The organism is Castellaniella sp. FW104-7C03 (assembly GCF_040276085.1).
Taxonomy (GTDB): Bacteria; Pseudomonadota; Gammaproteobacteria; order Burkholderiales; family Burkholderiaceae_B; genus Castellaniella.
The window spans coordinates 408476-435279 of record NZ_JBELOK010000001.1; the positions used below are offsets into that span (position 1 = coordinate 408476).

At 58.1% G+C, this 26804-nt stretch carries 28 protein-coding genes; 17 read left to right on the forward strand and 11 right to left on the reverse strand.

From position 1 onward, the window contains the following. Positions 1-127 precede the first annotated feature (127 nt). Both ABS758_RS01890 and trpE read left to right on the forward strand, forming a co-directional pair. Complete coding sequence (locus tag ABS758_RS01890; RefSeq protein WP_350380143.1) at positions 128-826, forward strand: phosphoglycolate phosphatase; 699 nt, start codon at positions 128-130, stop codon at positions 824-826. Between the two features lie 173 nt (positions 827-999). After that, complete coding sequence (gene trpE / locus ABS758_RS01895; RefSeq protein ID WP_350380144.1) at positions 1000-2520, forward strand: anthranilate synthase component I; 1521 nt, start codon at positions 1000-1002, stop codon at positions 2518-2520. A gap of 365 nt (positions 2521-2885) precedes the next feature. On the opposite strand, the gene lldD is transcribed toward trpE, so the two are convergent. Both lldD and lldR read right to left on the reverse strand, forming a co-directional pair. After that, positions 2886-4022 carry an FMN-dependent L-lactate dehydrogenase LldD gene (lldD, locus tag ABS758_RS01900; protein ID WP_350380147.1) on the reverse strand — a complete coding sequence of 379 codons (1137 nt, stop codon included), beginning with the start codon at positions 4020-4022 and terminating at the stop codon, positions 2886-2888. A gap of 17 nt (positions 4023-4039) precedes the next feature. Continuing rightward, positions 4040-4792: a transcriptional regulator LldR gene (gene lldR / locus ABS758_RS01905; RefSeq protein ID WP_350380150.1), complete on the reverse strand. Its 753-nt coding sequence runs from the start codon at positions 4790-4792 to the stop codon at positions 4040-4042. Positions 4793-5192: 400 nt separating this feature from the next. Between lldR and ABS758_RS01910 the strand changes: the two genes are divergently transcribed. The 5 genes from ABS758_RS01910 to ABS758_RS01930 are packed head-to-tail and all read left to right on the forward strand — an operon-like array spanning position 5193 to position 9541. Next, entirely contained in the window at positions 5193-5759 is a 567-nt protein-coding gene (locus tag ABS758_RS01910) for an anthranilate synthase component II (RefSeq protein WP_350380151.1), read from the forward strand. A 23-nt stretch (positions 5760-5782) separates the two neighbouring features. Then, positions 5783-6814 carry an anthranilate phosphoribosyltransferase gene (gene trpD / locus ABS758_RS01915; protein WP_350380153.1) on the forward strand — a complete coding sequence of 344 codons (1032 nt, stop codon included), beginning with the start codon at positions 5783-5785 and terminating at the stop codon, positions 6812-6814. Continuing rightward, the gene (gene trpC, locus ABS758_RS01920) at positions 6814-7632 is read left to right on the forward strand and encodes an indole-3-glycerol phosphate synthase TrpC (RefSeq protein WP_350380251.1); all 819 of its coding nucleotides are present in this window, start codon (positions 6814-6816) and stop codon (positions 7630-7632) included. Before trpD ends, trpC begins: the two co-directional genes overlap by 1 nt. Next, positions 7629-8099, forward strand: coding sequence for an HIT family protein (locus ABS758_RS01925; RefSeq protein WP_350380155.1), 471 nt, complete (start codon positions 7629-7631; stop codon positions 8097-8099). The genes trpC and ABS758_RS01925 overlap by 4 nt, the downstream gene beginning before the upstream one ends. A 56-nt stretch (positions 8100-8155) precedes the next feature. Beyond that, positions 8156-9541, forward strand: coding sequence for an amino acid permease (locus ABS758_RS01930; protein WP_492304481.1), 1386 nt, complete (start codon positions 8156-8158; stop codon positions 9539-9541). Positions 9542-9589: 48 nt separating this feature from the next. Here the strand turns inward: ABS758_RS01930 and ABS758_RS01935 are convergent, their stop codons facing one another. From ABS758_RS01935 to ABS758_RS01975, 9 genes are all read right to left on the reverse strand, one after another. Continuing rightward, complete coding sequence (locus ABS758_RS01935) at positions 9590-10015, reverse strand: F0F1 ATP synthase subunit epsilon (RefSeq protein WP_350380156.1); 426 nt, start codon at positions 10013-10015, stop codon at positions 9590-9592. 9 nt (positions 10016-10024) lie between these two features. Then, on the reverse strand, positions 10025-11446 hold the full coding sequence (gene atpD, locus ABS758_RS01940) for a F0F1 ATP synthase subunit beta (RefSeq protein ID WP_350380158.1): 1422 nt from the start codon (positions 11444-11446) through the stop codon (positions 10025-10027). Between the two features lie 44 nt (positions 11447-11490). Beyond that, positions 11491-12390 carry a F0F1 ATP synthase subunit gamma gene (atpG, locus tag ABS758_RS01945; protein ID WP_350380159.1) on the reverse strand — a complete coding sequence of 300 codons (900 nt, stop codon included), beginning with the start codon at positions 12388-12390 and terminating at the stop codon, positions 11491-11493. Between the two features lie 56 nt (positions 12391-12446). After that, on the reverse strand, positions 12447-13988 hold the full coding sequence (atpA, locus tag ABS758_RS01950) for a F0F1 ATP synthase subunit alpha (RefSeq protein ID WP_350380161.1): 1542 nt from the start codon (positions 13986-13988) through the stop codon (positions 12447-12449). A 36-nt stretch (positions 13989-14024) separates the two neighbouring features. Then, positions 14025-14564 carry a F0F1 ATP synthase subunit delta gene (locus tag ABS758_RS01955; RefSeq protein WP_350380163.1) on the reverse strand — a complete coding sequence of 180 codons (540 nt, stop codon included), beginning with the start codon at positions 14562-14564 and terminating at the stop codon, positions 14025-14027. A gap of 12 nt (positions 14565-14576) precedes the next feature. Continuing rightward, on the reverse strand, positions 14577-15047 hold the full coding sequence (locus tag ABS758_RS01960; RefSeq protein ID WP_350380165.1) for a F0F1 ATP synthase subunit B: 471 nt from the start codon (positions 15045-15047) through the stop codon (positions 14577-14579). Between the two features lie 120 nt (positions 15048-15167). Continuing rightward, positions 15168-15410, reverse strand: a complete 243-nt coding sequence (atpE, locus tag ABS758_RS01965) for a F0F1 ATP synthase subunit C (RefSeq protein WP_043684944.1) — start codon at positions 15408-15410, stop codon at positions 15168-15170. Between the two features lie 52 nt (positions 15411-15462). Continuing rightward, the gene (gene atpB / locus ABS758_RS01970) at positions 15463-16341 is read right to left on the reverse strand and encodes a F0F1 ATP synthase subunit A (RefSeq protein ID WP_350380169.1); all 879 of its coding nucleotides are present in this window, start codon (positions 16339-16341) and stop codon (positions 15463-15465) included. Positions 16342-16367: 26 nt separating this feature from the next. Next, on the reverse strand, positions 16368-16829 hold the full coding sequence (locus ABS758_RS01975; protein ID WP_350380171.1) for an ATP synthase subunit I: 462 nt from the start codon (positions 16827-16829) through the stop codon (positions 16368-16370). A gap of 362 nt (positions 16830-17191) precedes the next feature. Between ABS758_RS01975 and ABS758_RS01980 the strand changes: the two genes are divergently transcribed. The 10 genes from ABS758_RS01980 (at position 17192) to pgaD (ending at position 26680) form a co-directional block, all read left to right on the forward strand. Next, on the forward strand, positions 17192-17587 hold the full coding sequence (locus tag ABS758_RS01980; protein WP_350380173.1) for a curli production assembly/transport protein CsgE: 396 nt from the start codon (positions 17192-17194) through the stop codon (positions 17585-17587). Further along, positions 17588-17953 (forward strand): curli assembly protein CsgF, encoded by a 366-nt coding sequence (locus tag ABS758_RS01985; RefSeq protein ID WP_350380175.1) that lies wholly within the window; start codon positions 17588-17590, stop codon positions 17951-17953. 27 nt (positions 17954-17980) lie between these two features. Continuing rightward, complete coding sequence (locus tag ABS758_RS01990) at positions 17981-18931, forward strand: CsgG/HfaB family protein (protein ID WP_350380176.1); 951 nt, start codon at positions 17981-17983, stop codon at positions 18929-18931. 37 nt (positions 18932-18968) lie between these two features. Beyond that, positions 18969-19520 (forward strand): hypothetical protein, encoded by a 552-nt coding sequence (locus tag ABS758_RS01995; RefSeq protein WP_350380178.1) that lies wholly within the window; start codon positions 18969-18971, stop codon positions 19518-19520. 130 nt (positions 19521-19650) lie between these two features. Beyond that, on the forward strand, positions 19651-20139 hold the full coding sequence (locus tag ABS758_RS02000; RefSeq protein WP_350380179.1) for a hypothetical protein: 489 nt from the start codon (positions 19651-19653) through the stop codon (positions 20137-20139). A gap of 93 nt (positions 20140-20232) precedes the next feature. Further along, positions 20233-20550 carry a curli-like amyloid fiber formation chaperone CsgH gene (gene csgH / locus ABS758_RS02005; RefSeq protein WP_350380181.1) on the forward strand — a complete coding sequence of 106 codons (318 nt, stop codon included), beginning with the start codon at positions 20233-20235 and terminating at the stop codon, positions 20548-20550. Between the two features lie 24 nt (positions 20551-20574). After that, a complete protein-coding gene (pgaA, locus tag ABS758_RS02010) occupies positions 20575-22836 on the forward strand; it encodes a poly-beta-1,6 N-acetyl-D-glucosamine export porin PgaA (protein WP_350380184.1) in 2262 nt (753 codons plus the stop codon). Between the two features lie 14 nt (positions 22837-22850). After that, a complete protein-coding gene (pgaB, locus tag ABS758_RS02015; RefSeq protein WP_350380186.1) occupies positions 22851-24872 on the forward strand; it encodes a poly-beta-1,6-N-acetyl-D-glucosamine N-deacetylase PgaB in 2022 nt (673 codons plus the stop codon). A 12-nt stretch (positions 24873-24884) separates the two neighbouring features. Continuing rightward, entirely contained in the window at positions 24885-26219 is a 1335-nt protein-coding gene (gene pgaC / locus ABS758_RS02020; protein WP_350380188.1) for a poly-beta-1,6-N-acetyl-D-glucosamine synthase, read from the forward strand. Beyond that, on the forward strand, positions 26216-26680 hold the full coding sequence (pgaD, locus tag ABS758_RS02025) for a poly-beta-1,6-N-acetyl-D-glucosamine biosynthesis protein PgaD (RefSeq protein WP_350380190.1): 465 nt from the start codon (positions 26216-26218) through the stop codon (positions 26678-26680). The genes pgaC and pgaD overlap by 4 nt, the downstream gene beginning before the upstream one ends. Positions 26681-26804 lie beyond the last annotated feature (124 nt).

Below are 26804 nucleotides of genomic sequence, written 5' to 3' on the forward strand. Positions count from 1 at the left end.
GCTAAGCGGCACAATCACGACATGGGGTGCTACCATTAGGCCCCATGTGGGTGTCTCAACATGGCATCCAGCCACTCACCAGCGGCCCAGCCATACCCTTGTCAGGCCGCATCAGCAACGCAAACTCATGCATTTCCCCGGAATCCTGTTCGATCTGGACGGCACTTTGGTGCACACAATCCCCGACCTCGCAGACGCCACCAACGCGATGCGTCAGGATATGGGTTTCCCCTCCTTGCCCGAAGCCCTGATTACAAGCTTTGTGGGCAAAGGCATCGAGCAGCTCGTTATCCGCGCGATCAGCCACAACGGCCCAGCCGCCAGTGTCGAGCAAGTGATGCGCGGGCTGGCGCGATTCAAAGACCACTATCGTGCCATCAGTGGCCGGCGCAGCACGGTCTTCCCCGGTGTCATCGCTGGCCTGGAGGCGTTTCGCAACCAAGGCTGCCGGATGGCTGTTGTAACCAACAAGAGTACCGAGTTCACCCCGCCTCTTTTGCAGCAGATGGGCTTGACTGACTACTTTGACGCGATTGTGTGTGGTGACACCTGCGAACGCAAAAAACCTGATCCCCTGCCCCTGTTTCATGCCTGCGATCTGCTGGGTGTGACACCCTCACAAACCCTGTTCATCGGCGACTCCATCAACGACGCACTGGCGGCCAAAGCAGCCGGCATGCGTGCACTGGCCCTGCCTTACGGCTACAACGAAGGCCAGCCTGTGCAGACCCTTCCCGTCGATGCTATAGTGAGTTCGCTTATCGAAGCAGCCCGGTGGGCTGCCAATCCAGAACAGGCTGCAAGCCAAAACCCACAATTCGCATGAACAGCTTTCGCTATTACCCGATCTGCACTGGCGCCACCTGGCGCTGGTGGCGTCTGCGCTCCGGGTAATGGCAATTTGGCTGGCACCACTAATTGGCGCCGCCCCACCTTCCAAGCCCGGACCTTCCAATGGCCGGGCTTTTCTGTCTCGGCCCAACCACACTCCAGACCATCATGACAGAAATCGAATTCAACGCACTGGCTGCACAAGGCTATAACCGTATCCCACTGATCGCGGAAACCTACGCCGATCTGGATACCCCTCTGGCCATCTACCTGAAGTTGGCACATGCCGGCCCTGAAGCCGGCCGCAACAGCTGCCTGATGGAATCTGTGGTGGGCGGCGAGCGCTTCGGCCGCTACTCGTTTATTGGCCTGCCCGCCAAAACGCTGATCCGCGCCACCGGCACCACCACCGAAGTCGTGCACCAGGGCCAGGTCATCGAAACGCACGAAGGCGATCCCCTTGCCTTCATTGAAGACTACCAAACGCGATTTAAAGTAGCACTGCGTCCCGGCATGCCCCGCTTTGCCGGCGGCCTGGCCGGCTATTTTGGCTACGACACCGTACGCCACATCGAGCCCCGTTTGGGTCCTTGCGTCAAGCCACGCCCCGCCGGCCAGCAGCCCGGCACCCCGGACATCATGCTCATGCAGGTCGATGAACTCGTGATCGTCGACAATCTGGCCGGGCGTACCTATCTCATCGTCTACGCCGACCCCGCTCAGCCAGAAGCCTACGCCCTGGCCCGTCGGCGTCTTAAAGCCCTGCGCGAAAAACTGCGCACCCCGGTGGTCATCCCTTACGCATACGCCAGCATGCAAACCCCCACCGAACGCGACTTCAAAAAAGAGGATTACATCCAGGCTGTACTGAAAGCCAAAGAGTACATCGCCGCCGGCGACCTCATGCAGGTACAAGTGGGCCAGGTCATCGCCAAGCCATTTCGCGACTCACCGCTCTCGCTGTACCGCGCCCTGCGTTCGCTCAATCCCTCGCCGTACATGTACTACTGGAACTTCGACTCTTTCCATGTGGTTGGTGCCTCTCCAGAAATCCTCGTCAGACAGGACCGCGAAGGACAGGGCGACGCTACCCGCGAAATGGTCACCATCCGCCCTCTTGCCGGCACCCGTAAACGTGGCACCACCCAAGAACAAGACCAGCAACTCGAGCAAGAACTCCTGGCCGACCCCAAAGAGCGTGCTGAGCACGTCATGCTCATCGATCTCGCCCGCAACGACATCGGCCGCGTGGCCAAAACCGGTACCGTCGAGGTCACCGACACCATGACCATCGAGCGCTACTCGCACGTCATGCATCTGGTATCCAACGTCTGCGGCGAGCTCAACGACAACATGAGCAACATGGATGTCCTGCGTGCCACTTTCCCCGCCGGCACACTCACCGGCGCTCCCAAAGTGCGTGCGATGGAAATCATCGATGAGCTCGAACCAGTCCGCCGCGGCATCTACGGCGGCGCCGCCGGCTACCTGAGCTACGGCGGTGAGATGGATCTGGCCATCGCCATCCGCACAGGGATCATCCGCGACGGCATGCTCTACGTCCAGGCCGCCGCCGGCATCGTTGCCGACTCCGACCCTGAAAAAGAATGGCAGGAAACCGAGGCCAAGGCCCGTGCGCTTTTACGCGCCGCCGAGCAAGTACAGTTTGGTCTGGACGAGCCTATTTAAGGCTTTGGCTGTTATTGACAAGCCTCACGCAACGTCCCCGCCAGATTATTTTTTATAGCGCATACAAGGCAACTGCACGACTGCATTAATGTAACCTTCTTCATCACTAGGCCATCATTCACGGGGGGTTCCAGGGCAGGAGCTACGCAACAGTCCTGGAACCCCCCGTGAATGATGGCCAAAATAGATCTGTGTCACACCAAGAACACAACCGCTCAGCATTACGCAAGAATATAGCCCGCTCAAAATCGTCAGGACGACGTTGATGGGGGTTTCAGGACTGTTGCGCAGCTCCTGTCCTGAAACCCCCATCAACGTTGGCCGAGCTCTAACAAAAAAGCACCCAAAACCCCACCCGCACCTCTTCACTCACGCACCAACAGCTCCCGCGTGATATCCCCAATTGTCCGCGCCCCCGTCAGCGTCATCGCCACCCGCATCTCCTTCTCGATCAACGACAGCAACTGCGAAACACCTGCACGCCCCCCCACCGACAAAGCGTACAACCACGCACGCCCCAGCAGCACGGTATCCGCCCCCAAGGCCAGCATCCGCACCACATCCAGCCCTGTCCGGATCCCGGAATCGGCCAGCAGCGTAATCTCACCTTTGACCGCGTCGGCAATCGCCGGCAACGCCCGCGCCGTAGATAACACCCCATCCAGCTGACGTCCGCCGTGATTGGACACAATGATCCCATCAGCGCCAAACCGTACTGCGTCGCGCGCATCCTCGGGGTCGAGAATTCCCTTGATCACCATCGGGCCTTCCCAGAAATCACGGATCCACTGCAGATCTTTCCAGGAAATAGAGGGATCAAAGTTGGCGCCCAGCCAGCCGATATAGTCTTCGAGCCCCGTCGGTGTCCCAAGATATTTGGACACATTGCCCAGATCATGCGGGCGTCCCCACAGCCCCACATCCCACGACCAGCGCGGATGGCACACCGCCTGCAAATACCGCCGCCAGTTGGCATACGGCCCGCTCATCCCCGAATGGGCATCCCTGTACCGTGCTCCAGGCACCGGCATATCCACGGTAAACACCAGGGTTGAGACCCCCGCATCCCGGGCACGTTGCAGCACGCTTTTCATGAAGCCACGGTCTTTGAGCACATACAGCTGAAACCACATCGGCCGACTGATGGCCGGGGCCACTTCTTCGATGGGGCAGACAGATACCGTCGACATCGTGAATGGAATGCCGTGCTGTTCGGCTGCCTGGGCGGCCTGAACCTCACCACGCCGGGCAAACATGCCGGTCAGGCCCACAGGCCCCAGGGCGACAGGCATGGAGAGTGTCTCGTTAAACAGGCGGGTAGTGAGATCCAGCTGCGACATATCGTTAAGCACCCGCTGGCGCAGCGCCACAGACGACAGATCACTGACGTTGTGCTGCAAGGTGTACTCGGCATAAGCGCCACCGTCGGCATAATGAAACAGAAACGGCGGCAAACGCCGCTTGGCGGCTGCACGATAGTCAGTGGAAGCAGAAATAATCATGAAGACAGTGTCCGGGGTTAGGGAAAATGAATCAGACGCGAAGACCTTGCCTGGCGAGCCTCATCTTCGTCCAGTTGCCGCATCGCGGCATGTATGAACTGCAGATGCTGCCAAATCGCTGCACGGGCACCACTGGCATCACCCTGTGCGATGGCGTCCTTTATCGCACGATGCTGCCGCAGCAATTGCCCTTGCGTATCCGGCATGGTGTACATCCGCTGCCGGCTCTCGGTTACCGTAGAGCGCAGGAGATCAAACAAGCCACGCATCATCTGGATCAGCACCGCATTGTGGGAAGCCTCGGCGATGGCCAGATGAAACCGTGCATCGGCTTCGGCCGATAAATTGGCGTCGGCCTCGTCCTGGAAACGTTGCAGATCATCAAAGCAGGTTTGAATCCGCGCAATATCATCCGGCGTTGCTCGCAAGGCAGCATGCCATGCCGTGCCGCCTTCAAGCGCGTGGCGTGCCTCAAGCACGTCGTAGCGGTAATCGGGATCAGCCACCAGGAGATCCCGCAACCCGCCAATCTGGCGACGCGGCCAGGTGCTGGCAAGATCAGCAGGCGCCTGCAAAAAGGTGCCACCGCCCTGGCGGCTATACAACACCCCCTGGCTGGCCAACTGATGGATGGCTTCGCGGATTGACGAGCGCGAGGCAGCAAGATCCTGTGCCAACCGGCGCTCGGAGGGCAAGCGATCGCCGGGTTTCAGCCCGCGATCACGCACCAGACCCAGGAGCGCTTCAGCAAGACGGTCAGACAATCGCATAGGGACAAACCAAGAAACAGGGCATGACAGGCCACGAATAAACCATCTACCAGGCAAATCGCCGGATGGTTAGCCACATAAATGGCCAGACCACTTGGCAACCACCTATTTACCCAATGATTATAGAAACCTATGAATTCAATGGTCAATCATTTATTTAGGCTCTTTAAATCGGTAGGACCATTTTATTTTTTGCTGGCACTCGACAGCAACCCGCCCACACAGTAGAATCGTTGCATGATTTTTCACGCGACCACACACTCATCAAGCTGGTGGCGCCTCTCATAGAGGCGGCATCCTCATGCGTGTTTATCGCACTTTGCCGCCGTTCTGGCCGGCAAAGATTGCTTCCCTCCTCTGTCCCCAGCACGGCGGTTTCTGACCAAGGAAATGCTTGATCATGAAGCTATTGATGCTCGACAACTACGATTCCTTTACCTACAACCTGGTTCAATACTTTGGTGAGCTTGGCGTGGACGTCGAGGTGGCCCGCAACGACCACATCGATCTCGACACCATCGAACGCATGGATCCAGATCGCATCTGCGTGTCTCCAGGGCCCTGCACACCCGCCGAAGCCGGCATCTCCATTGATCTGATCCGCCACTTTGCGGGACGCAAGCCCATCCTGGGTGTTTGTCTGGGCCATCAGGCCATTGGCGCAGCCTACGGCGGGCACATCGTGCGTGCCCAAACCCTGATGCACGGCAAGGTCTCGTCCATCACGCATACCGGCACAGATGTGTTCTCGGGTCTGCCCTCTCCCTTCGAAGTAACGCGCTACCACTCGCTGGCCATCGAAAGAGCCAGCTTGCCGGATTGCCTGACCATCACTGCAGAAACCGCCGATGGCGAGATCATGGGCGTGGCTCACAAGACGCTTCCCGTCTATGGGGTGCAGTTTCACCCCGAGTCCATCCTCAGCGAACATGGCCACGACCTGCTGCGCAACTTTCTGAATCTCTGAATATCTCTTCCAAGGACACTCTCATGCCATTGATCACACCCAATGAAGCACTGGTACGTTGTATCGAACACCGCGAAATCTTTCACGACGAAATGCTGGAACTCATGCGCATGCTGATGCGCGGTGAAGTCTCGCCGCAACTGTCGGCCGCCTTGCTGATGGGCCTGCGCGTCAAGAAAGAAACGGTGGGCGAAATTACCGCAGCGGCACAGGTGATGAGAGAGTTTGCCCTCGGTGTGACCACCCCGTACCCGCAAGACCTGCTGGATATGTGCGGCACTGGGGGCGACGGATCAAAGACCTTCAATATCTCTACGGCGGCCATGTTTGTGGCAGCCGCAGGTGGCGTCAAGATCGCCAAACACGGCAATCGCAGTGCATCCTCGTCGTCGGGCAGTGCCGACGTGCTGGAAGCCCTGGGCGTATGCATCGCAGCCAAACCCGAACAAGTGGCAGAGTCCATCGCAGCAACCGGCATCGGCTTCATGTTTGCGCCCGCACATCACGGCGCCATGAAAAACGTTGCTGCCGTGCGCCGTGAGCTTGGCGTACGCACAATTTTCAATATCCTCGGGCCGCTCACCAATCCGGCCGGTGCCCTCAACCAGCTGATGGGCGTGTTTCACCCCGACCTCGTCGGGATCCAGGTGCGCGTGCTGCAACGGCTGGGTAGCCGCCACGTGCTGATTGTGCATGGCAAAGACGGCATGGACGAAGCCTCGCTGGGCGCTTCCACCCTGATCGGTGAACTCAAGGATGGCGAAGTGCGCGAGTACGAGATCCACCCGGAAGACTTCGGCATGGCCATGGTATCGAACCGCAGCATCAAGGTAGCCAACCGCGACGAATCCGCACAACTGGTGCAGGCAGCCCTGAACAACACCGCCGGCACTGCGCGTGACATTGTCATCCTCAATGCAGGGCTGGCACTGTATGCTGGCAATCAGGCCACTTCGATTCAGCACGGCATCCAGCGCGCTGCCGAACTCATCGCTGCTGGCGCCGCCCGCGACAAACTTGAACAATTTCGGCAGTACACCCAAAGGTTTGCATGATGAGCAATATTCTCAAGGAAATTCTGGACGCCAAACGCATCGAAGTAGCCACTGCACGCCAAATGCGCAGCGAAGCCGAGCTTCTGCGCGAGGCACGCAGCCGCAACGATATCCGTGGGTTTGCCCGAGCCATCGAAGACAAGATCGCACAAGGCAAACCGGCGGTTATCGCAGAAATCAAAAAGGCTTCCCCTTCCAAAGGCGTCATCCGGCCCGATTTTCACCCCAGTGAGATTGCCACCAGCTACGCCTGCCACGGGGCGGCTTGCCTGTCGGTACTTACCGACGTGCAATTTTTTCAAGGGGGTTACGACCACCTGCGCCAGGCACGGGCAGCTTGCAGCCTGCCGGTGCTGCGCAAAGACTTCCTGATTGATCCTTATCAGGTGATCCACGCCCGCGCCCTGGGAGCAGATTGCGTGTTGCTGATTGCCGCCGCGCTAAGCCCCAGCCAGCTGCTCGAGCTTGAAGCAGTGGCCACCGAACTGGGTATGGATGTTTTGGTGGAAATCCACGACGCCAACGAGCTGGATGCCGCACTGGCCCTGCAGACATCTTTGCTCGGAATCAACAATCGCAATCTGCGCACCTTCGACACCCGCCTGGAAACCACGCTGGACATGCTCAAGACTTTACCTGAAGGCAAGCGGGTGATCACCGAAAGCGGCATTTTGCAGGCGGCTGATGTCGACCGCATGCGCGCACACGGCGTACAGGCATTTCTGGTGGGTGAGGCCTTTATGCGTGAGCCCGATCCCGGCGTGGCCCTGCAAGCCCTGTTTTTTGACCGCAACCAAGGCGGCCAGAACGCAACATGACAACAGCCAGCAGCCGCCCCACGACGGCCGGCCAACCCGATTGCCCTTTATGTGACAAGCAACTGGAGAACACGCTGTGGGAATCCCCACAGCTGCGCATCATCCATGTGTCTGATACTCCCTTCATAGGCTATGTGCGGCTGGTCTGGCGGGCGCACGTGGCCGAGATGAGCGATCTATCGACACCCGAACAGCAAACCCTGATGCACCTGGTGTTTCAGGTAGAAGCCCTGCAAAGGCAGCTGCTGCACCCGGACAAGATCAATGTGGCCAGCCTGGGCAATCAGGTGGCCCATGTGCATTGGCATGTGATTCCGCGTTGGCGCACAGATCCGTGCTTTCCAGACGCCATCTGGGCACCCTCTAAGCAAACACCCGAGCACCAGACAGCGTGGCAATCGCACACAGATGCCCTGCAGCCCCGGGTACATGCCCTTCATGAGGCCATCCGCCAGATTCCACACTAACCTCGGCACGGCCACCCGCGCCGGATCAATAACTCAATCATTTTGTACCCAAGACCATGACAAGCAGCACACGGGCTTCAGACGGTGGCATCCCCGTGCCGCAACCCAGCGCAGATCCTTCCCATTCTCTGGCCCGGACACTCAAGAACCGGCACATCCAGATGATTGCCCTGGGTGGCGCCATTGGCACCGGCCTGTTTTATGGCTCTGCAGCGTCCATCCAGTTGGTGGGTCCCGGCATCATTCTGTCTTACCTCATTGGCGGCAGCATCATCTATCTGATCATGCGCATGCTCGGAGAGATGTCTACCCAAGAGCCGGTATCAGGCGCCTTCAGCTATTTCGCCTATCGCTACTGGGGTGGCTTCGCCGGATTTTTATCGGGCTGGAACTACTGGCTGCTTTATATCCTGGTCAGCATGGCCGAGCTGTCCGTGGCCGGCATCTACGTCAATTACTGGTTGCCTGGGTTTCCGCCCTGGGCAACGGCTCTTGTGGTGCTGGTGGCCATCACGGGCCTTAATCTGCTTAATGTCCGCCTGTACGGCGAAAGCGAATTCTGGCTGGCCTTCATCAAGGTGGCCGCCATCATTGGCATGATAGTGCTGGGGCTGCTGCTGATTGTTTTGGGCACCGACCAAAAAGCCGATGGCCTCAGCAATCTGTGGGCGCACGGAGGCTTTTTGCCGCACGGGGTTCACGGCCTGCTGCTATCCCTGGTGGTGGTGATGTTTTCGTTTGGCGGTACCGAGCTGATCGGCATCACAGCCGGCGAAGCCGATAACCCCCGGCAAAGCATCCCCAAGGCCATCAACCAGGTCCTTTGGCGGATCTTGCTGTTTTACGTTGGCGCACTGACAGTCCTGGTGATCTTGTATCCCTGGAACCAGATCGGGCTGCAAGGCAGCCCGTTTGTGATGATCTTCTCGCACCTGGGCATCCCCGCCGCACCAGACATCCTTAACCTGGTGGTACTCACCGCGGCCATTTCTGTTTACAACAGCGGCATCTATAGCAATGGCCGCATGCTGTACAGCCTGGCCCAGCAGGGCAACGCCCCAAAAGCGTTCCTGACACTCAGTGCCCGCCAGGTGCCGTGGGTGGGGATCCTGTTCTCTTCAGCCTGCACGCTGGTTATTGTTGTTGTCAATTTTTTGGTGCCCGAAGGCGCCTTCATGCGCATCATGGCGGTGGCAACGGCTGCAGCAGCCACCACCTGGATGATGATCGTGCTGGTGCATCTGCGGTTTCGGCGCGCCCATACGCGATCGGCACTTTATTTCGGGGCGCCATGGTTTCCGTGGGCCAACTATCTGTGCGCAGGCTTTTTGCTGATGCTGATTGCCCTGATGACACAACTGGAAGATACCCGCCCCGCCGTATACGTGCTGCCTGTATGGCTGGCCGTGCTGTATGCGGGCTACCGCTTGCGGCGGCAATAAAAAAGGTGCTCTGAGAGCACCTTTTTTACCGTACCAAGCACAGATCGCTTAGTGCGATGTGCGCTTATGGCTGAATTTACGGGCTGCGGCGGCCTGGGCTGCCAACATGGCCAGCTCGGCTTCTACCACTGCCAGATCAGCCTTGTCTTTGGTGTTGCGCAAGGCTTCTTCGGCACGCTCGCGCGCCTTGACTGCCTTGGCTTCATCAAGATCGGCCGCACGAATGGCCGTATCAGACAGCACCGTGACCGAATGTGGTTGAACCTCAAGGATGCCGCCGGCCACGAAGATGTTTTCTTCGGTGCCGTCGTCAAGCTTGATCTTCAGCGTACCCGGGCGGATGCGTGAAATCAGGGGAGTATGCCCCGGCAGGATGCCGAGGTCGCCGGATTCTCCGGGCAAAGCAATAAAGCTTGCTTCACCCGAATAAATCGAGGCCTCCGCACTGACCACTTCGATGTGAAGAGTCGCCATGTGCAATCCTTATTGGATGGTTTTGGCCTTCTCGAAGGCCTCGTCAATGCTGCCCACCATGTAGAAGGCTTGTTCGGGCAGTGCATCGCACTCGCCTTCGACAATCATCTTGAAACCACGCAGGGTTTCGGACAAGGGCACGTACTTGCCAGGTGAACCGGTAAAGACTTCGGCCACATGGAAAGGCTGCGACAGGAAGCGCTGGATTTTCCGGGCGCGGGCCACAGCCTGCTTATCATCGGGGGAGAGCTCGTCCATACCCAGAATGGCGATGATGTCGCGCAGTTCTTTGTAGCGTTGCAGCGTTTGCTGAACACCACGGGCGATCTGGTAGTGCTCTTCGCCCACAATCTGGGGATCCAGCTGGCGGCTGGTGGAATCCAGGGGATCGACGGCCGGGTAGATACCCAGGGCTGCGATATCACGCGACAGCACGACGGTGGAGTCGAGGTGCAGGAAGGTGGTGGCAGGCGAGGGATCGGTCAAGTCATCGGCAGGCACGTACACAGCCTGGATGGACGTGATGGAACCCGTCTTGGTGGATGTGATGCGCTCTTGCAGCTTGCCCATTTCTTCGGCCAGGGTTGGCTGATAGCCCACGGCAGACGGCATCCGGCCCAGCAGGGCGGAGACTTCGGTACCGGCCAGCGTGTAGCGATAGATGTTATCAACGAAGAACAGGACGTCACGGCCCTCGTCGCGGAAGGACTCAGCCATCGTCAGGCCCGACAGCGCCACGCGCAGACGGTTTCCGGGAGGCTCGTTCATCTGGCCAAACACCATGGCCACTTTAGATTCGGCCAGGTTGTCGAGCTTGATCACGCCTGCATCAGACATTTCGTGATAGAAGTCGTTGCCTTCGCGGGTACGCTCGCCCACACCAGCGAACACGGACAAGCCACTGTGGGCCTTGGCGATGTTGTTGATGAGCTCGAGCATGTTGACGGTCTTGCCCACGCCGGCGCCGCCGAACAGGCCGACTTTACCGCCCTTGGCAAACGGGCAGACCAGATCGATCACCTTGATACCGGTCTCGAGCAACTCGACCGACGGGGAGAGCTCGTCGAATTTAGGTGCGTGCTGGTGGATGGCACGGGTTTCGGTGGATTGGATCTCACCGCGCTCGTCGATGGGACGACCCAGCACATCCATGATGCGGCCCAGGGTACCCTGGCCCACAGGCACGGAAATGGGGGCGCCGCTGCCGGCCACGGACATGCCGCGGCGCAGGCCGTCGGAGGAGCCCATGGCAATGGTGCGCACCACGCCATCGCCCAGCTGTTGCTGGACTTCGAACGTCAAGCCTTTTTCCGCAAAGGCGGAAGACTCGTCGGTCAAGGTGAGCGCGTCGTAGATGTTGGGAATGCTGTCGCGGGGAAACTGAATATCCACCACTGCGCCGATGCACTGAACGATGGTACCGTTGCTCATGTTTAGTCCTATAAATATCTCTGGGTTGACCTGGCGTGCGTCGATCAGACCGCCGCTGCGCCGCCCACGATTTCCGAAATTTCTTTGGTGATGGCCGCCTGACGGGTTTTGTTGTAAACCAGTTGGAGGTCGCCGATGACTTTTTTGGCGTTATCCGAGGCCGCTTTCATGGCCACCATCCGCGCCGATTGCTCGCTGGCCATGTTCTCGGCCACCGCCTGATACACGAGACCCTCGACATACCGCATCAGCAGATCGTCGATCACGGTCTGGGAGTCGGGCTCGTAGAGGTAATCCCAGCCATATTGGGTATCCAGCGAGTCGTTGCCCTGTTCGCCGGCCTGGAAGGGATCTTCGAGGCCGGAGGGCAAAGGCAGCAAACGGATAAAACTGGGATCTTGCTTCATGGTATTGACGAAGCGGCTGGTGGCCAGATAAACCGCATCCACCTTGCCATCCACAAAATCATCAATCTGTGCCTTGATGGCGCCAATGAGGCGCTCGAGGTTGGGTGCATCACCCAGCTGAACCTCGGACGAGACAACATTGACACCGACCCGATTGAGCAGACCCAGACCCTTTGAACCCAGCGCAGTGGCCTGCACCCGAACGCCTTGCTGCTCAAACTCTTTGATACGAGCCAATGCCAGGCGCGAGATATTGGTGTTGAGCCCGCCGCACAGACCTTTGTCGGTGGTGACCAGCACAATACCGACAGAGCTCAGCTTGGGACGCTCGACCATATACGGATGGGTGTAATCGGGGTTCGCCTGCATCAGGTGCGCCGCAATGGCACGCACCTTGTCGGCGTAAGGGCGACCCGCCCGCATGCGATCCTGCGCCTTGCGCATTTTCGATGCGGCGACCATCTCCATCGCCTTGGTGATCTTGCGCGTGTTTTGCACGCTCTTGATCTTGGTTCGAATTTCCTTGATTCCGGCCATTCCACTATTTCCTTGGGCTGACCAGAAAGCCTGGGGTCAGGCTTTCTGGCTGCAACTTAAAACGTGCCGTGCTTCTTGAACTCTTGAATGGCGGCGCCCAAAGCGGCGTCGTCTTCCTTGGAGAGTTCTTTCACGTCTTCGATGCGCTGGATCAGGGCTTCGTGCTTGGATTTCAGGAAGTCTTTTAGGGACTTCTCGAAGGACAGCACCTGGCCAACTTCGAGGTCGTCGAGGTAGCCGTTATTGACCGAGTACAGAGCAACGGCGAGTTCCCAGACCTGTTGGGGCTGGTACTGGGGCTGCTTCAGGAGCTCGACCACACGCTTGCCGCGCTCGAGCTGACGACGCGTTGCGTCGTCGAGGTCGGAGGCGAACTGGGCAAAGGCAGCGAGCTCGCGGTATTGGGCGAGGTCGGTACGAATACCGCCGGACAGCTTCTTGACTACCTTGGTTTGAGCCGAACCACCCACCCGCGACACCGAGATACCGGCGTTAATGGCGGGCCGGATACCGGCGTTAAAGAGGTCGGTTTCCAGGAAGATCTGGCCGTCGGTGATGGAAATCACGTTGGTCGGCACGAAGGCCGAGACGTCGCCTGCCTGGGTTTCGATGATGGGCAGTGCCGTGAGCGAACCGGTTTTACCCTTGATCTCACCCTTGGTGAATTGTTCAACGTAGTGTGCATTGACGCGCGCAGCACGCTCGAGCAAACGGGAGTGCAGATAAAACACATCGCCAGGATAGGCTTCGCGTCCGGGCGGACGGCGCAGCAGCAGCGATACCTGACGATAGGCCCAGGCTTGCTTGGTGAGATCGTCGTAGACGATCAGGGCGTCTTCGCCACGATCGCGGAAGTATTCGCCCATAGTGCAACCTGAATAAGCAGCCAGGTATTGCATGGCGGCGGATTCGGAGGCAGCAGCGGCCACGACAATGGTGTATTCCATCGCGCCGTGTTCTTCGAGCTTGCGCACCACGTTGTTGATGGTGGACGCCTTTTGACCAATGGCGACGTACACGCAGGTAACGCCCTTGCCTTTTTGGTTGATGATCGTGTCGACAGCCACGGCCGTTTTACCGGTTTGGCGGTCGCCGATGATGAGCTCACGCTGACCACGGCCGATTGGCACCATGGAGTCGATTGCCTTTTGGCCGGTTTGCATCGGTTGTGACACCGACTGACGTGCAATCACGCCCGGGGCAACTTTCTCGATGACGTCGGTTTCTTTGGCATTGATCGGGCCCTTGCCATCGATCGGGTTGCCCAGGGCATCCACGACACGACCTTTGAGCTCGGGGCCCACGGGCACGGCCAAAATCTTGCCTGTGGTTTTTACCGAATCACCTTCGGACAAGCCGATGTAATCGCCCAGCACCACGGCGCCGACAGAGTCGCGCTCGAGGTTGAGGGCAAGACCAAAGCGGTTATTGGGGAATTCGAGCATTTCGCCCTGCATCACATCGGACAGGCCATGGATGCGGGTGATGCCGTCGGTAACGGACACGACAGTGCCCTGCGTGCGGACATCAGTGGATGCGCCCAGGCCTTCGATGCGGCTCTTGAGCAGTTCACTGATCTCGGACGGGTTAAGTTGCATGGTAAGACTCCTGGAATCCTGTTGGTTGGCCCGCCATCATGCGGCCAGCGTATCGCGCAGATTGGCCAAACGGGCCTGCACGGAAGTATCAAGCACGTGGTCGCCCACGGCGACGCGTACCCCGCCGATCAGTTCGGGATCAACCGTCACCTGCGACTTGAGTTTCAGGCCAAACTTTTGTTCCAAACCCTTCAGCAGGCCTGCCAGCTGAGTGTCATCCAGCGGAAATGCGCTGGTGATCCGGGCCAGTGCAGTGCCTTCGAGCTGATTGCGAAGCAGCTCGAATTGCTCGGCCACCTGCGGCATCACCTGCACGCGATCGTTTTCGACCAGCAGGCCAAGCAGGTTGGCTGCCTGTGCCGGAAGAGCGTCAGGCAGCAGGCTGGTGAGCAACTGAATACGCTGGGCGTTGTTCAGACGCGGATCAGCCATGGCTTCGAGGACATCCGGCTGACCGGCAACCTGCGCCAGTGGCGACAGCACTTCGGACCATGCCTGGAGCCCGCGAGAATCATCACGAACCGCCTGAAACAAGGCCTCGGCATAAGGGCGTGCGATGGTAGATAGTTCAGCCATGACCCGCCCTGATCAGAGTTGTGCCTGCAGCTGATCCAACAGATCAGCGTGCACTTTGGCGTCGACTTCGCGGCGCAGGATTTGCTCTGCCCCCTTGACGGCCAGCACAGCAACCTCGGCACGCAGTGTTTCGCGTACACGCTGGGCTTCTTGCAAGGCGTCCTGACGGGCTTGTGCCACGATCCGGGCCTTCTCGGCTTCGGCTTCGCGACGCGCTTCGTCGATCAGTTGCGCAGCCTGTTTTTCGGCTTCGGCCAAACGGGCATGGTTGTCCGTTTTGGCTGCAGCGTCCATGAGGCTGATGCGAGCCTGCGCCTGGGCGAGGTCGGCTTTGCCTTTCTCGGCGGCAGCCAGACCGTCGGCGATTTTCTGGCGACGATCATCGATTGCCTTCGTCAGGGGTGGCCAGATGAACTTCATCGTAAACCAGCCCAGAACGAAAAACACGATCATCTGGAAAAAGAGAGTCGCGTTTAAATTCACGGTCGTTTCCCTAATTTACCCACTCGTGCCTTGCAGCGATTCTGCAAGGCACCAAACCTGGCCAGCTGTCGTTGTACAACGACGTGCCAGCCCCTGGCCTGCCTTGGCAGGCCTGCGTAATCAACCAACAAACGGGTTGGCAAACGCGAACAGCATGGCCAGACCCACGCCGATCAGGAAGGCTGCGTCGATCAGACCAACCAGCAGGAACATCTTGGTTTGCAGGGTGTTCATCAGCTCGGGCTGGCGTGCAGAGGCTTCGAGGTATTTGCCACCCATCATGCCGATGCCGATGCAGGCGCCAATGGCGCCCAGACCGATGATCAGACCGCAAGCGAGAGCAACGAATGCAACGTTGGTCATAACAACTCCTTGGTAAGTAAACGTTGTTTAGTCAGAAAACAGAAATCAGAAATCAATGGCCTTCGTGTGCCAGCCCGATATACACCAGGGTGAGCATCATGAAGATGTATGCCTGCAGCAGCACGATCAGGATATGGAAGATCGCCCACGCCGAGCCGGCCAGTACGTGCCCGAACGCCAGACTGATGCTGGTTGCATCCGTACTGACCCAGGCCCCCCCGAGCAAGGCGATCAGCATGAACAGCAGCTCGCCCGCATACATATTGCCGAACAGCCGCATGCCAAGAGACACAGTTTTGGCGACGTATTCGATGAGATTTAGCAACAGATTGAAAGGTGCCAGCACGATGGCGCCTACGCCATGTGCGTGGAACGGAGCCGTGAAGAGTTCTTTGACAAAGCCGCCAAGATGCTTGATCTTGAGACCGTAATACAGTGTAAGCACCAGCACGCCCAGAGACATCCCCATGGGGACGTTGAGATCGGCAGTGGGCAAAATACGATGGTAATACAGGGGGTCAGCGTGATTTGCACCCAGGCCTGTCATGCGGAAGATCCAGCCCACGAGATCGACAGGCACAAGATCCAGTGCGTTCATCAGGGTGATCCAGAGAAACACGGTAAGTGCCAGCGGGGCAGCGAACAGGCGGGATTTCTCGTTGGGAACAATGTTTTTGGCTTCTTCCTGAACCATGCTGACCAGCATTTCTACGGACATCTGGAAGCGGCCGGGCACATCGGTGGTGGCGCGGCGCGCAGCGCGCCACAGAAACCAGACCACAACGGCGCCCGTGAGAATCGACCAGAAGAGAGAGTCGTAGTTGACGACGCCAAAATTGGCGATGATGTCCTGTTTGTGCCCGAGGTTATTCAGGTGCACCAAGTGGTGCTGAATGTATTCGGACTGAGGCGTCGTTACTGCGTCGGTCATCGGTAAGCCCTTCAAACGTAATCAAATCATGGCAGGCGGCGCAAGGCCAGCAACACCACATACCCTTTCATGACGCCCAGCAGGCCCAGCAGGAATGCCAGCCAATTAAGCCAGCTCCCCCACTGCCATGCCACCAGAACCACTACCCCGGCTGTCATGAACAGCTTGAGGAACTCACCCCAAAAAAAGGCGAGGGATCCTGGGTGCTTTGGGCCCAAATACCCGAGCAGCAGCCGCAAAGCAAACAGCGCGTTGGGTACAAAATAGGCTGCCGCTCCTATCAGAGCGGAAGCCCCTGCGTCTTTTCCTGCCATTCCCCAGGCACCAAGCACCACCAGCATCCCCGTGAATGCCTGCGCTGCCAGCGCCCAATATAGGCCAACTCTTGAACGGTGGAGGATCAGGGCGCGATCTGTGTCGGTCAGCTTTAGTGCCTGTGACACCTCACCTGACCCTTCATGCGAGCCGGATGTGGCCTGATCACCCATGTGTATCCGTTCTTGACCAGGCAAGCTGCCGCCTGGTGCGTTAGTCAAACCCGTGAATTATAGCTGTTTTTGGATGAGGGTTTTGCACCCCACCTCAAAAGGCGCACCATTTTAACTCAGATTCTTTGCAAATGCGTGGAAGACTTTGCAACAACCAAGGTACTAGTCCATTTATCCGATAAAGGCCGAGGCCCTCGGGCGAATGGCCTAACGTGTCTGCCCTATGGGTAGCCAGGCGATTGCTCCGTACGATGTCCCCCATACCAGTTCGTTGCAGCAGTTGAGAGGCGGACAGCAGTTAGAGGGGATACATCGTGTGTGCTACCAAGTTACAAGTTACAACGTGTTGCGCACTGGCACTGATGAGCACCCTGGCGTGGGCACAGGAGCCAGCAGCCACCGAACCAATGGATCGGGGGCAGATCGACAACGAGCCCCTGCGTGGCCTGCTGATCAACCGAACCATCACTGTGATGGGCTGGGATTTTTACAAAAGTTTCTCGGAAATCTGGCAAGCGCTGTATCCCAACTCTCAGGACACCCTCACTGTCATTGAGCGCCCCACTGCGCAATACGGCAGCGAAATCTGGGTGTCCTATGACAGCCAGACCGTTTACCACACGTTTTTGTCACCGGCCAGATCGCGGGCACGCCAAGAAAGCAAGACCGCCGTAGCCGCAGTACACGAAAACATCGCAATCATCCAGACACAGCGCCAATTTGTCCAGGACGCCGACCTGGCGCCCAAGGAGATGTAAATGAACACCCGCATACGCAAAGCTTTGGGCCACCGGGCCGCGCTGCAAGCATCACTGGTTGCGATTGTGTCAACCGCATTTTTAGCCCAGACAGCTGCCGCCGGCCAACTACTGTACACCCCGGTCAATCCGTCGTTTGGGGGCAACGCCCTGAATGGGCCCATGTTGCTTCAAAGCGCACAGGCCCAAAAACGGTATCCCTATCCAATGGACGATCTGGGGCTCGACAGCATCGGGCAGATATTGCAAACGAACAACGGGTTTTTAATCCAGCGGGGCAACAGCCTGTATTGGGTGGATCTCAATGGCAAGGCGCACCCCGTCAATCTGGACGGTTCGGGCTCCACCGACCTGCCGATCAACTAGGCCTGAGTCCAGAAACGGGGATATGAGATGGATACCTTAACAATGTCGGCCGGTGTCACACGCATTCAGTGGCGCCGCCTGTGTATCGGGGCTCTTGCCTCTTTGACTCTATCGGCCTGCGCACTGCAAAAGCCGATGAACGTGTCTGACGAGGCCCAGTTGACGCCAAAAACACCTTCTGCGGTAAACCTGACGCTCCTGCCTCCACCCGCTCATAAGATTGTGGCTGCTGTGTACGGATTTCGGGACGAAACCGGCCAGTACAAACCTTCGCCTGACAGCGCGTTCTCTACGGCTGTCACACAAGGTGCGGCATCGATGCTAATGAAGGCCTTGAGAGACTCCGGCTGGTATACACCAGTAGAGCGCGAAGGCCTGCAGTCTTTGCTGACAGAGCGCCGGGTACTGCGCGCAGTGGATGAAAACGAAAAAAACGGAAACGCCGCCTCCGTACCCAGCCTGCTGCCCGCGTCCATCATCCTTGAAGGCGGCATCGTCGCCTACGACTCCAATACCCGCACCGGAGGCCTGGGCGCCAAGTTTCTGGGTATCGGCCTGTCCACGCAATACAGCGTGGATCAAGTCACCATCAATCTGCGCGCAGTGAATGTCATGACCGGCGAGGTGCTCAACAGCGTCTCCACCACCAAGACTATCTGGTCGTACGAAATCCATCCCAGCTATTTCCGCTTCGTCAATTACTACGACCTGCTGGAAATCGAAGGTGGCTACACACACAACGAGCCAACCCAGCTAGCCGTCAAGGAAGCCATCGACGCGGCCGTGATGCACCTGACGGTTCAGGGCATCAAGGACAAGCTCTGGTCCCTGAAACGCCCCACCGACTGGAACGACCCAGTGCTTCAGCGATATTTGAACGCCGACCGCGAAACCACAGTGACGACAGTGACCCCTCGTCAAGCAGCTCAGCCGGAAAACGGGGCCACAACCGACAGCAGCAACACCCAGCCCTCATAAAGCAGACAGCTGCTCTCGCACTGACTTGGAGTAAACCATGAACACACGGTACCCCCCGATCCAATGGGATCACCTGAAACACAGCGCCACCGCTCTGTTTGCAGGACTGCTGCTGACGACAACCCCGCTAGTTGGCTATTGCAGCAACCCGGATATGTCTTCATTGTCCGAACTGCCCCCCACCGAATTAAACGCGTCATCCCTGCATGCAGACACATATCAAAATGGTGTCCTGAACAACAGCCATATCACTCAAAAGGGTGCCTCGGCTGCGGCTACCGTCACACAAGAGGGCATCAAGAACCAAGCCAGTATCTCGCAAACCGGCGTGAACAATACCGCTGTGTTAGCGCAATACGGCGCTGGTAACGATGCATGGATCATGCAAGGCGGCAGCAATAACTCAGGCGACATCACCCAGCAAGGCACCGGCAACCGCGCAAAGCTGGAGCAATACACCAGCAACGCCCATGCCAGCCTGGGCCAGTTTGGCAATTTCAATCAACTGGCGGTCACACAAACCATCCCGGGTTCGCTGCCGCCAATTATCCAGATCGGCACCGGGCTGAAGTTAAACGTCATTCGCTAAGCATGCGCAGGGTTATGCAATCAGCCAGGAACATGCTGTTTTTTCTGTTTTTTTCTACAAAACCCGGTACCAAGACCGCCGGGTGGCGTATTTCTCACACAGGTCTTGTTGTCTATAGAGGAACATCATCATGAAAACTCAACTCTGCGTATTGGCATCCGGTCTTGCCCTGGCCTTCTCTGGCGCAGCAGCCGTTGCCGGCAGCACGGGCAACACGTATCAAGAGGGCTTCGACAACGATGCCACTATTACCCAGGCGTTTAACGGTAATGCATCGGCCCAGATCACCCAGAAGTTCGTGAAGAACGTGGCTGAGGCCACCCAAGACGGCAACTGGTATGGCACAGCCAAGATCGATATTTATCAGGACGGTATCAATAACTACGCTAAGGCCAAACAAACGCACACCTGGGGTTCCGACTCAAAGATCGTGCAGCTTGGCTGGGGCAACAACGCCAACACCACACAAAGCTGGGGCGGCAACCAAACGTCAGACGTCTATCAGCGTGGCTTTGGCAATACTGTCAACGTGACGCAAACTGGTTCCAATCTCAGCGCAACCGCGGTGCAGGTTGGTGTTGCCAATACCAGCACCATCACACAAACGGGCGGCTGGTAAGCAACACGCGCGCAAGCGCTTATGTTCCCCGGTGGGATGCCTGACAAGGGCGGCCCACCGGGTTTGCCACTCGGCAACTCTCGGAAAACGATCATGATGACCCCGGATATCAATCTGCAAGTGTGGCTTGATACTGTTGCTGGCACTCAACCGGCAATGATCGTCCCCTATGTGCAGGGCCCTGAAAACAGCACGCTGCATTATCAGCTGACCGCCACCAAGCAAGGCGTCAGCGGCACATCCACTATCCAGCAAAGTGGCGATGTGCGTTTGCAGGCCAATACCCCCACCGCACTGACACGGTTTTCGCTCTCCGTCGGAGATCAGGACAAGTGCACGATCAAACTGATTTTGTATGCCGGCAGCCAGGCGGCCAGCCATTATCAGTTTGACTGTCCCAAAGCCCACTAACACTTCTCGATCGCGAGGCCCACCTTGTCTACCCGCCTTTTGCCCATCGCTTTTACATTTTGTATGGTATTGGCACTGCCCGACATTGCCATGTGTGCCTCAATACAAAAGTATGACACTCTGATACAAGAGGCGCGCTCCCATCGGGATGCGCAGCAATGGGATCAGGCCTTGGCGCTTTTCAAGGAAGGTGAACAGCAGTTTCCACAGCTATCTGCGTTCACGCACGGTTACATCATGACCTTGGCCGATGCTGGCCGCACAGAGCAAGCCATCCGCCTGGGGCGTCAACTGGCGTCCAGACATCCCGATAGTGCAGACAGCCACCTGGTGCTTGAATACGCGTATTACCAAGCGCACCGGCCCTACGACGCACTGGAATCCGCCGCTCAGGCGTACCGTCTGTCACCAGGCAAAGCATACGTGGTGCGTTCGTATATTCAGGCCTTGCAACGCGCCCGGCTGTCTCAGGCGGCCCTGAATCTAGCTAACACCCACCCGGGGGTTCTTAAGCCGGCAGAAATACGTGCGCTGCAAACAGATGTCGCCGCGCAGCTTACCCGCGCGGCAGCGGCTGAGTCCCGTGGCGAGGCAGACCGATTTTTGGTAGCCGATCGGGCATTGGCAATGTATGACACCCTGATCCCGCAATGGGAAGCCCTTGGGCCCTCTGCCCAGCCACAACTGAACCGCGCCAAGGCAGACCGCCTCCAGGCCCTCCAAGAACGTCAGCGTTGGGCGGAGGTTGCCAGCAGCTACGAATCCATGCAGGCTGCCGGCATCCCTATACCCAACTATGCACTGGGCGATGTCGCTGCAGCATATCTGGCATTGCATCAACCCGAGAAAGCGGCACCGCTCTTTGAAAAATCACTGGCTGCTTCCGCGGAAGCCCGCCCATCGGCAGACGTGCTGACCGATACCACCGGCCTGTTTTACGCCCTGACTGAATCTGGGCACTACGCCACCGCCAACGAAGCGCTACACAGCCAGGATGACAAGCTGCCAACGTGGATCGTGAACAAAGGAGACCCCAGGCAACGGCCTAATCCACTCAAGCTGGATGTCGCCCAGACTCAGGCCCTGGGGATGCTCTATGAAAACCACACACTGAAGGCCCAGGCCCAGCTGGATGAAATGGTGACTGCTGCGCCAGAAAATGCCAGTCTACGCACAGCAAGATCGCAGGTGTACCTCGCACGGGATCATCCGCGTGCCGCCGAAAAAGACTTGAAGATTGCTGAAAACCAGACGCCCAGGTCGATCGAGGTTGAGCTCAATCAGGCCTCAGCCGCCATGGACTTGCAAGAATGGGGCCAGGCTGAGCTGCTGCACGACGACCTGATGGCACGCGCACCCGAAGACATCGCTGTGCAACGGATCGACCGTGTCTGGAAAGTACACAACATGGCCGAATGGCGGGTCACGGCCAGCCGCGGCGTCACCAGCGACAGCCCGGTACTGGGTAGCCACGAATGGAACCTGGATACAGTTTTGTATTCACCGCCCATCAATAAAAACTGGCGGGTGTTTGCAGGCACCGGCTATTCCGAAGCCGATTTTGACGAAGGCACAGGCCATTACAGCTGGACGCGCGCGGGCGCCGAGTGGCGTAGTCGGGATATCACCGCTCAGGCAGAAGTATCAGGCAATCGTTATGGGCACGGCACAAAAACTGGTGCGGCTGCCACTATTTCTGTGGATCTCAATGACCATTGGCAGGTGGGGGCCGGTGCTGCCTGGCGCTCTCGCGAAACCCCCCTGAGGGCCCTGAAAAACGACATTACCTCGAACAGTCTGCAGGCTTCCTTGCGCTGGCGTGGCGACGAACGTCGCGAATGGACGTTGTCAGTAACGCCCTCGTTTTTCTCGGATGGGAATAACCGGCTGGAAGCCCGACTGAATGGCCGCCAGCGCCTGTACACAACTCCCACCATCAAGCTGGACGCCTTGTTCGAGATCTCTGCGTCGCATAACTCGCACGACGACAACGCAAATTACTTCAATCCGAAGTCAGACCTCACGGTTGTGCCGGCCTTGCAACTTACCCACACCCTATATCAGCGCTACGAGAAAACCTGGGAGCAGCAGTTTTTGCTGGGAGCAGGTACGTACGCACAACAGCACCATGGCACCGGGGCAATCATCACGGTGGGCTATGGGCAACGCTATCGCTATAACGACGTGCTGGACGTCGGCTTTATGGTAACCGGCACCTCCCGCCCCTATGACGGCCAACGGGAGCGCGACTACAACTTCCTCGTCAATATGACGTACCGGTTTTGACCAGGGAACACGCCATGTCTTCAATTCATACTTTCGCACGGTTTCTGTTCCTGTCCTGCTGCCTGGTGATATTGGCGGGCTGCGCACGCGACATCCCTGCTTTCTTGCCCCCTGCCGACCGCCCAATGGAGGCAACCAATCTTCCATGGCCGCATAACCACGTGCTGACGCTGGCCTACCACGACATCGAAGACAGCGACCCCGACCAGACCTTTGTGTCCGTACGCACAGACCTGTTCGTCGCCCAGATGCAATGGCTGCATGACAATGGCTACCAGGCTGTTTCCGTAGATCAGATTCTGGCGGCACGCAACGGCGGTGCAGCCTTGCCGCCAAAATCTGTACTGCTGACGTTTGACGACGGATTCCGCAGCTTTTACACGCGTGTTTTCCCGATACTGAAAGCCATGAGCTGGCCTGCGGTGTGGGCGCCCGTGGGTAAATGGCTGGATACGCCGCCTGATGAGACAGTCATGTTTGGCAACCAGGCAATACCTAGAAGCCGCTTTGGCACATGGGCACAGGTTCGCGAAGTCGCCCGCTCCGGGCTGGTTGAGATTGGCTCGCACACCAACAACCTGCACCACGGCATTCTGGCAAACCCCCAGGGCAATCGCGAACCCGCCGCAGCCACCCGCCAGTACGATCCGGCCACGCATACCTACGAAACCGAAGCAGCCTACCGGCGGCGCATTGACGCGGATGTGCAAGCCATTACCCGCAAATTACGCGAGGTCACCGGCAAGGCACCCCGGGTATGGGTATGGCCTTATGGCGCTGCCAACGGCATTGCCCTCGACATCATCCGCAAACATGGCTATCAGATGGCCCTGACACTGGATGACGGCCTGGGCAATCTGCAGCAGCTGATGTCCATGCCACGGGTACTGATCACCGACTCTCCCGATATGGTTGAATTCGCCCGCACCATTTTGGGCGTGGAGCCAGCACCCATCATCCGGATGGCTCAGGTCGATCTCGATTATGTCTACGACCCCAATCCTGCACAGATGGACAAAAACCTGGGTGTCCTGGTGCAACGGATTGCAGACATGAAGATCAATACGGTTTTTTTGCAGGCCTATGCTGATCCAAACGGCGACGGACTGGCCCGATCCGTATATTTTCCCAATCACTGGCTGCCCATGCGCGCAGACCTGTTCAACCGCGCCGTATGGCAGCTACAGACACGAGCCAACGTCAAGGTCTATGCCTGGATGCCCGTGCTGAGTTTCGATCTTGCACCAAACATCCACCGGGTAAGCCGCTGGGACCCCGCCCACCCAGACAAGGCGCCGGCACCCGACCCACAGCAATATCAGCGCCTGTCTCCCTTTGATCCTCAGGCAAGAGCGGCGATTGCCGGTTTGTACGCAGACATGGCCGCCAGCGCTCCCATCAGCGGGATTCTTTTCCACGATGACGCGATCCTGTCCGACTTTGAGGATGCCAGCCCACCCGCACTGGCGGCCTATCGGCAAGCGGGCCTGCCCGACGCCATCCCTGCCCTGCGCAAAGATGCCGGCACGTTGCAGCGCTGGACACGATTCAAGAGTCAGAGCCTTATCCAACTAACCAACAACCTCACCCGGCAAGTCAGGGCCATACGTGGGCCCCAGGTAATCACTGCACGCAATATCTTTGCAGAGCCCATTCTCAACCCCGAGAGCGAAACATGGTTTGCGCAAAACTTCGACGACTTCCTGCAGACCTACGACTGGACCGTTCCCATGGCCATGCCACTGATGGAGCAGGTGCCGGCCGCACAGGCGGACAAGTGGCTTGAACATCTGGTAGCCACCATCAAACAGCATCCGGGCGCACTCTCGCGCACGATTGTGGAACTGCAGGCCCGTGACTGGAACCAGCCTGGCCAACCACCTGTCAACGACAACACGCTGACGCGTTGGATGCACGGCTTACGACTCCAGGGTGTCCCAAGCTTCGGCTTCTATCCCTACGACTTTGGCCAAAACCAGCCCGCGATGGAATCCATCCGGCCGGCGCTCTCAAACGCCTGGTACCCCTACCACTAAGGAATCCACGACATGACTGACCGACTGCTTGCTTTCCTGATCCTGTGTCTTGTTCTAGGGGCTCCTTTTGGCGCCGCAGCTGTCTGGACAACCGACCTGATCCTGGACTTCGTATTCTTTTACCCCTTGTTCATGTCCTGCCTGTGGATGCTTGGGGGCATTTATTTTTGGCTGCACTGGGAAAGGCACTGGGCGTGGGGCCCGGATGTGCGCCCCCCCGAACTCAAAGGGAACCCACTCGTATCGATTTTGATCCCTTGCTACAACGAAGCCGCACACGGCACAGAAACCATTCTGGCCGCGCTTGATCAGCACTACCTCAACATCGAGGTCATCGCCATCAACGATGGTTCAAGTGATGAAACCGGGGCGATGCTGGATCGGCTGGCCACCACCCATGACCGCCTCCGGGTGATCCACCTCGCCCAAAATCAAGGCAAGGCGATGGCGCTGCGCATGGGCGCATTGGCCGCACGCAGCGATTACCTGGTGTGCATCGATGGTGATGCGATCCTCAACCGGGATGCCGTCACCTACCTGGTGGCACCGCTACTGCAACACCCTCGCGTGGGGGCTGTCACCGGCAACCCGCGTATCCGCACTCGATCCACGCTGATCGGCCGCATTCAGGTGGGTGAATTCTCGTCTATCGTCGGGCTGATCAAACGCACACAACGTGTGTATGGGCAGGTATTTACGGTATCGGGTGTCGTGGCCGCATTTCGTCGCACCGCACTGGATCGCGTGGGCTACTGGAGCCTGGACATGGTGACAGAAGACATCGATATCAGCTGGAAGCTGCAGCGGGATCATTGGTCGATCTTTTTTGAGCCTCGGGCGCTTTGCTGGATCCTGATGCCTGAAACCCTGCGCGGATTATGGAAGCAGCGGCTGCGTTGGGCACAGGGCGGCGCCGAGGTTTTCCTCAAGAACATTCCCAATATCTGGTCGTGGCGCCATCGCCGCCTGTGGCCCATGGTGCTTGAGTTCTCCATTTCCTCCATCTGGGCGTTTGCGCTGATCCTATCAATCGTGCTTTGGGCACTGGGCTTCTTTGTCGACCTACCACCACATATCCACGTTGAAACACTGATGCCACCAGCATTTACCGGCATGGTGCTGGCCATGGCCTGCCTGATGCAGTTTGGGCTGAGCGTGTTTATTGATCGCCGATACGAGCCTGGCCTGAGCCATTCTCTGTACTGGGTGATCTGGTATCCCCTGGCCTACTGGATGATCAATCTGCTCACCACGCTTTGCAGTTTCCCAAAAGTCATGCTTAAACATCACCGCATCCGGGCGCGCTGGGAAAGCCCCGACCGCGGCATTAAGGCACCCACACCATGAACATCATCAAAACCCCACGCTCGTGTGTATCCGCCGCGATCGACATGATTCTCACCGCATTGGCCTGGTTGGGATTTCTATATCTTTTTGGCGATGGCATCGTGTCCATCCTCCGCGAAGACACACCGGGCCTGGATGTACCGCTGGTGTCGCAGCTGCTTCCACAAATGCACTCTCTGGTGATCTACGCCATCGTTGGCGGCAGCCTAGGCATCCTGCTGTTTCTTTGGGCCGACTACAACGCCAACCGCTTTCGCCGGCTGGATCGGCGCAAAGCCCCGATCATTCTTCCGTATGAATCCCTGGCCGCCAGTTTTGGTGTCGATCTTATGCAGGTGCAAACCCTGCACAGTAGCCAGACCGTCCGTATTCACCACACCGAAGATGGACGAATCCAGCTGCTGGATTTCACCCCCCCGGGTGCCGGCATGACACGCAAAGTGATTGCGATGAGCCGCTAGGAAATTGGTTTGGTGGACATAAAAAATAATATTCTTTATGTCAAACATGTCAACGCTAAATAGAAATGTCCGGTTTTCTCCCAAGTAGAAATGTCCGGTTCAGGGGGCGGTTTGAGGCAGAACG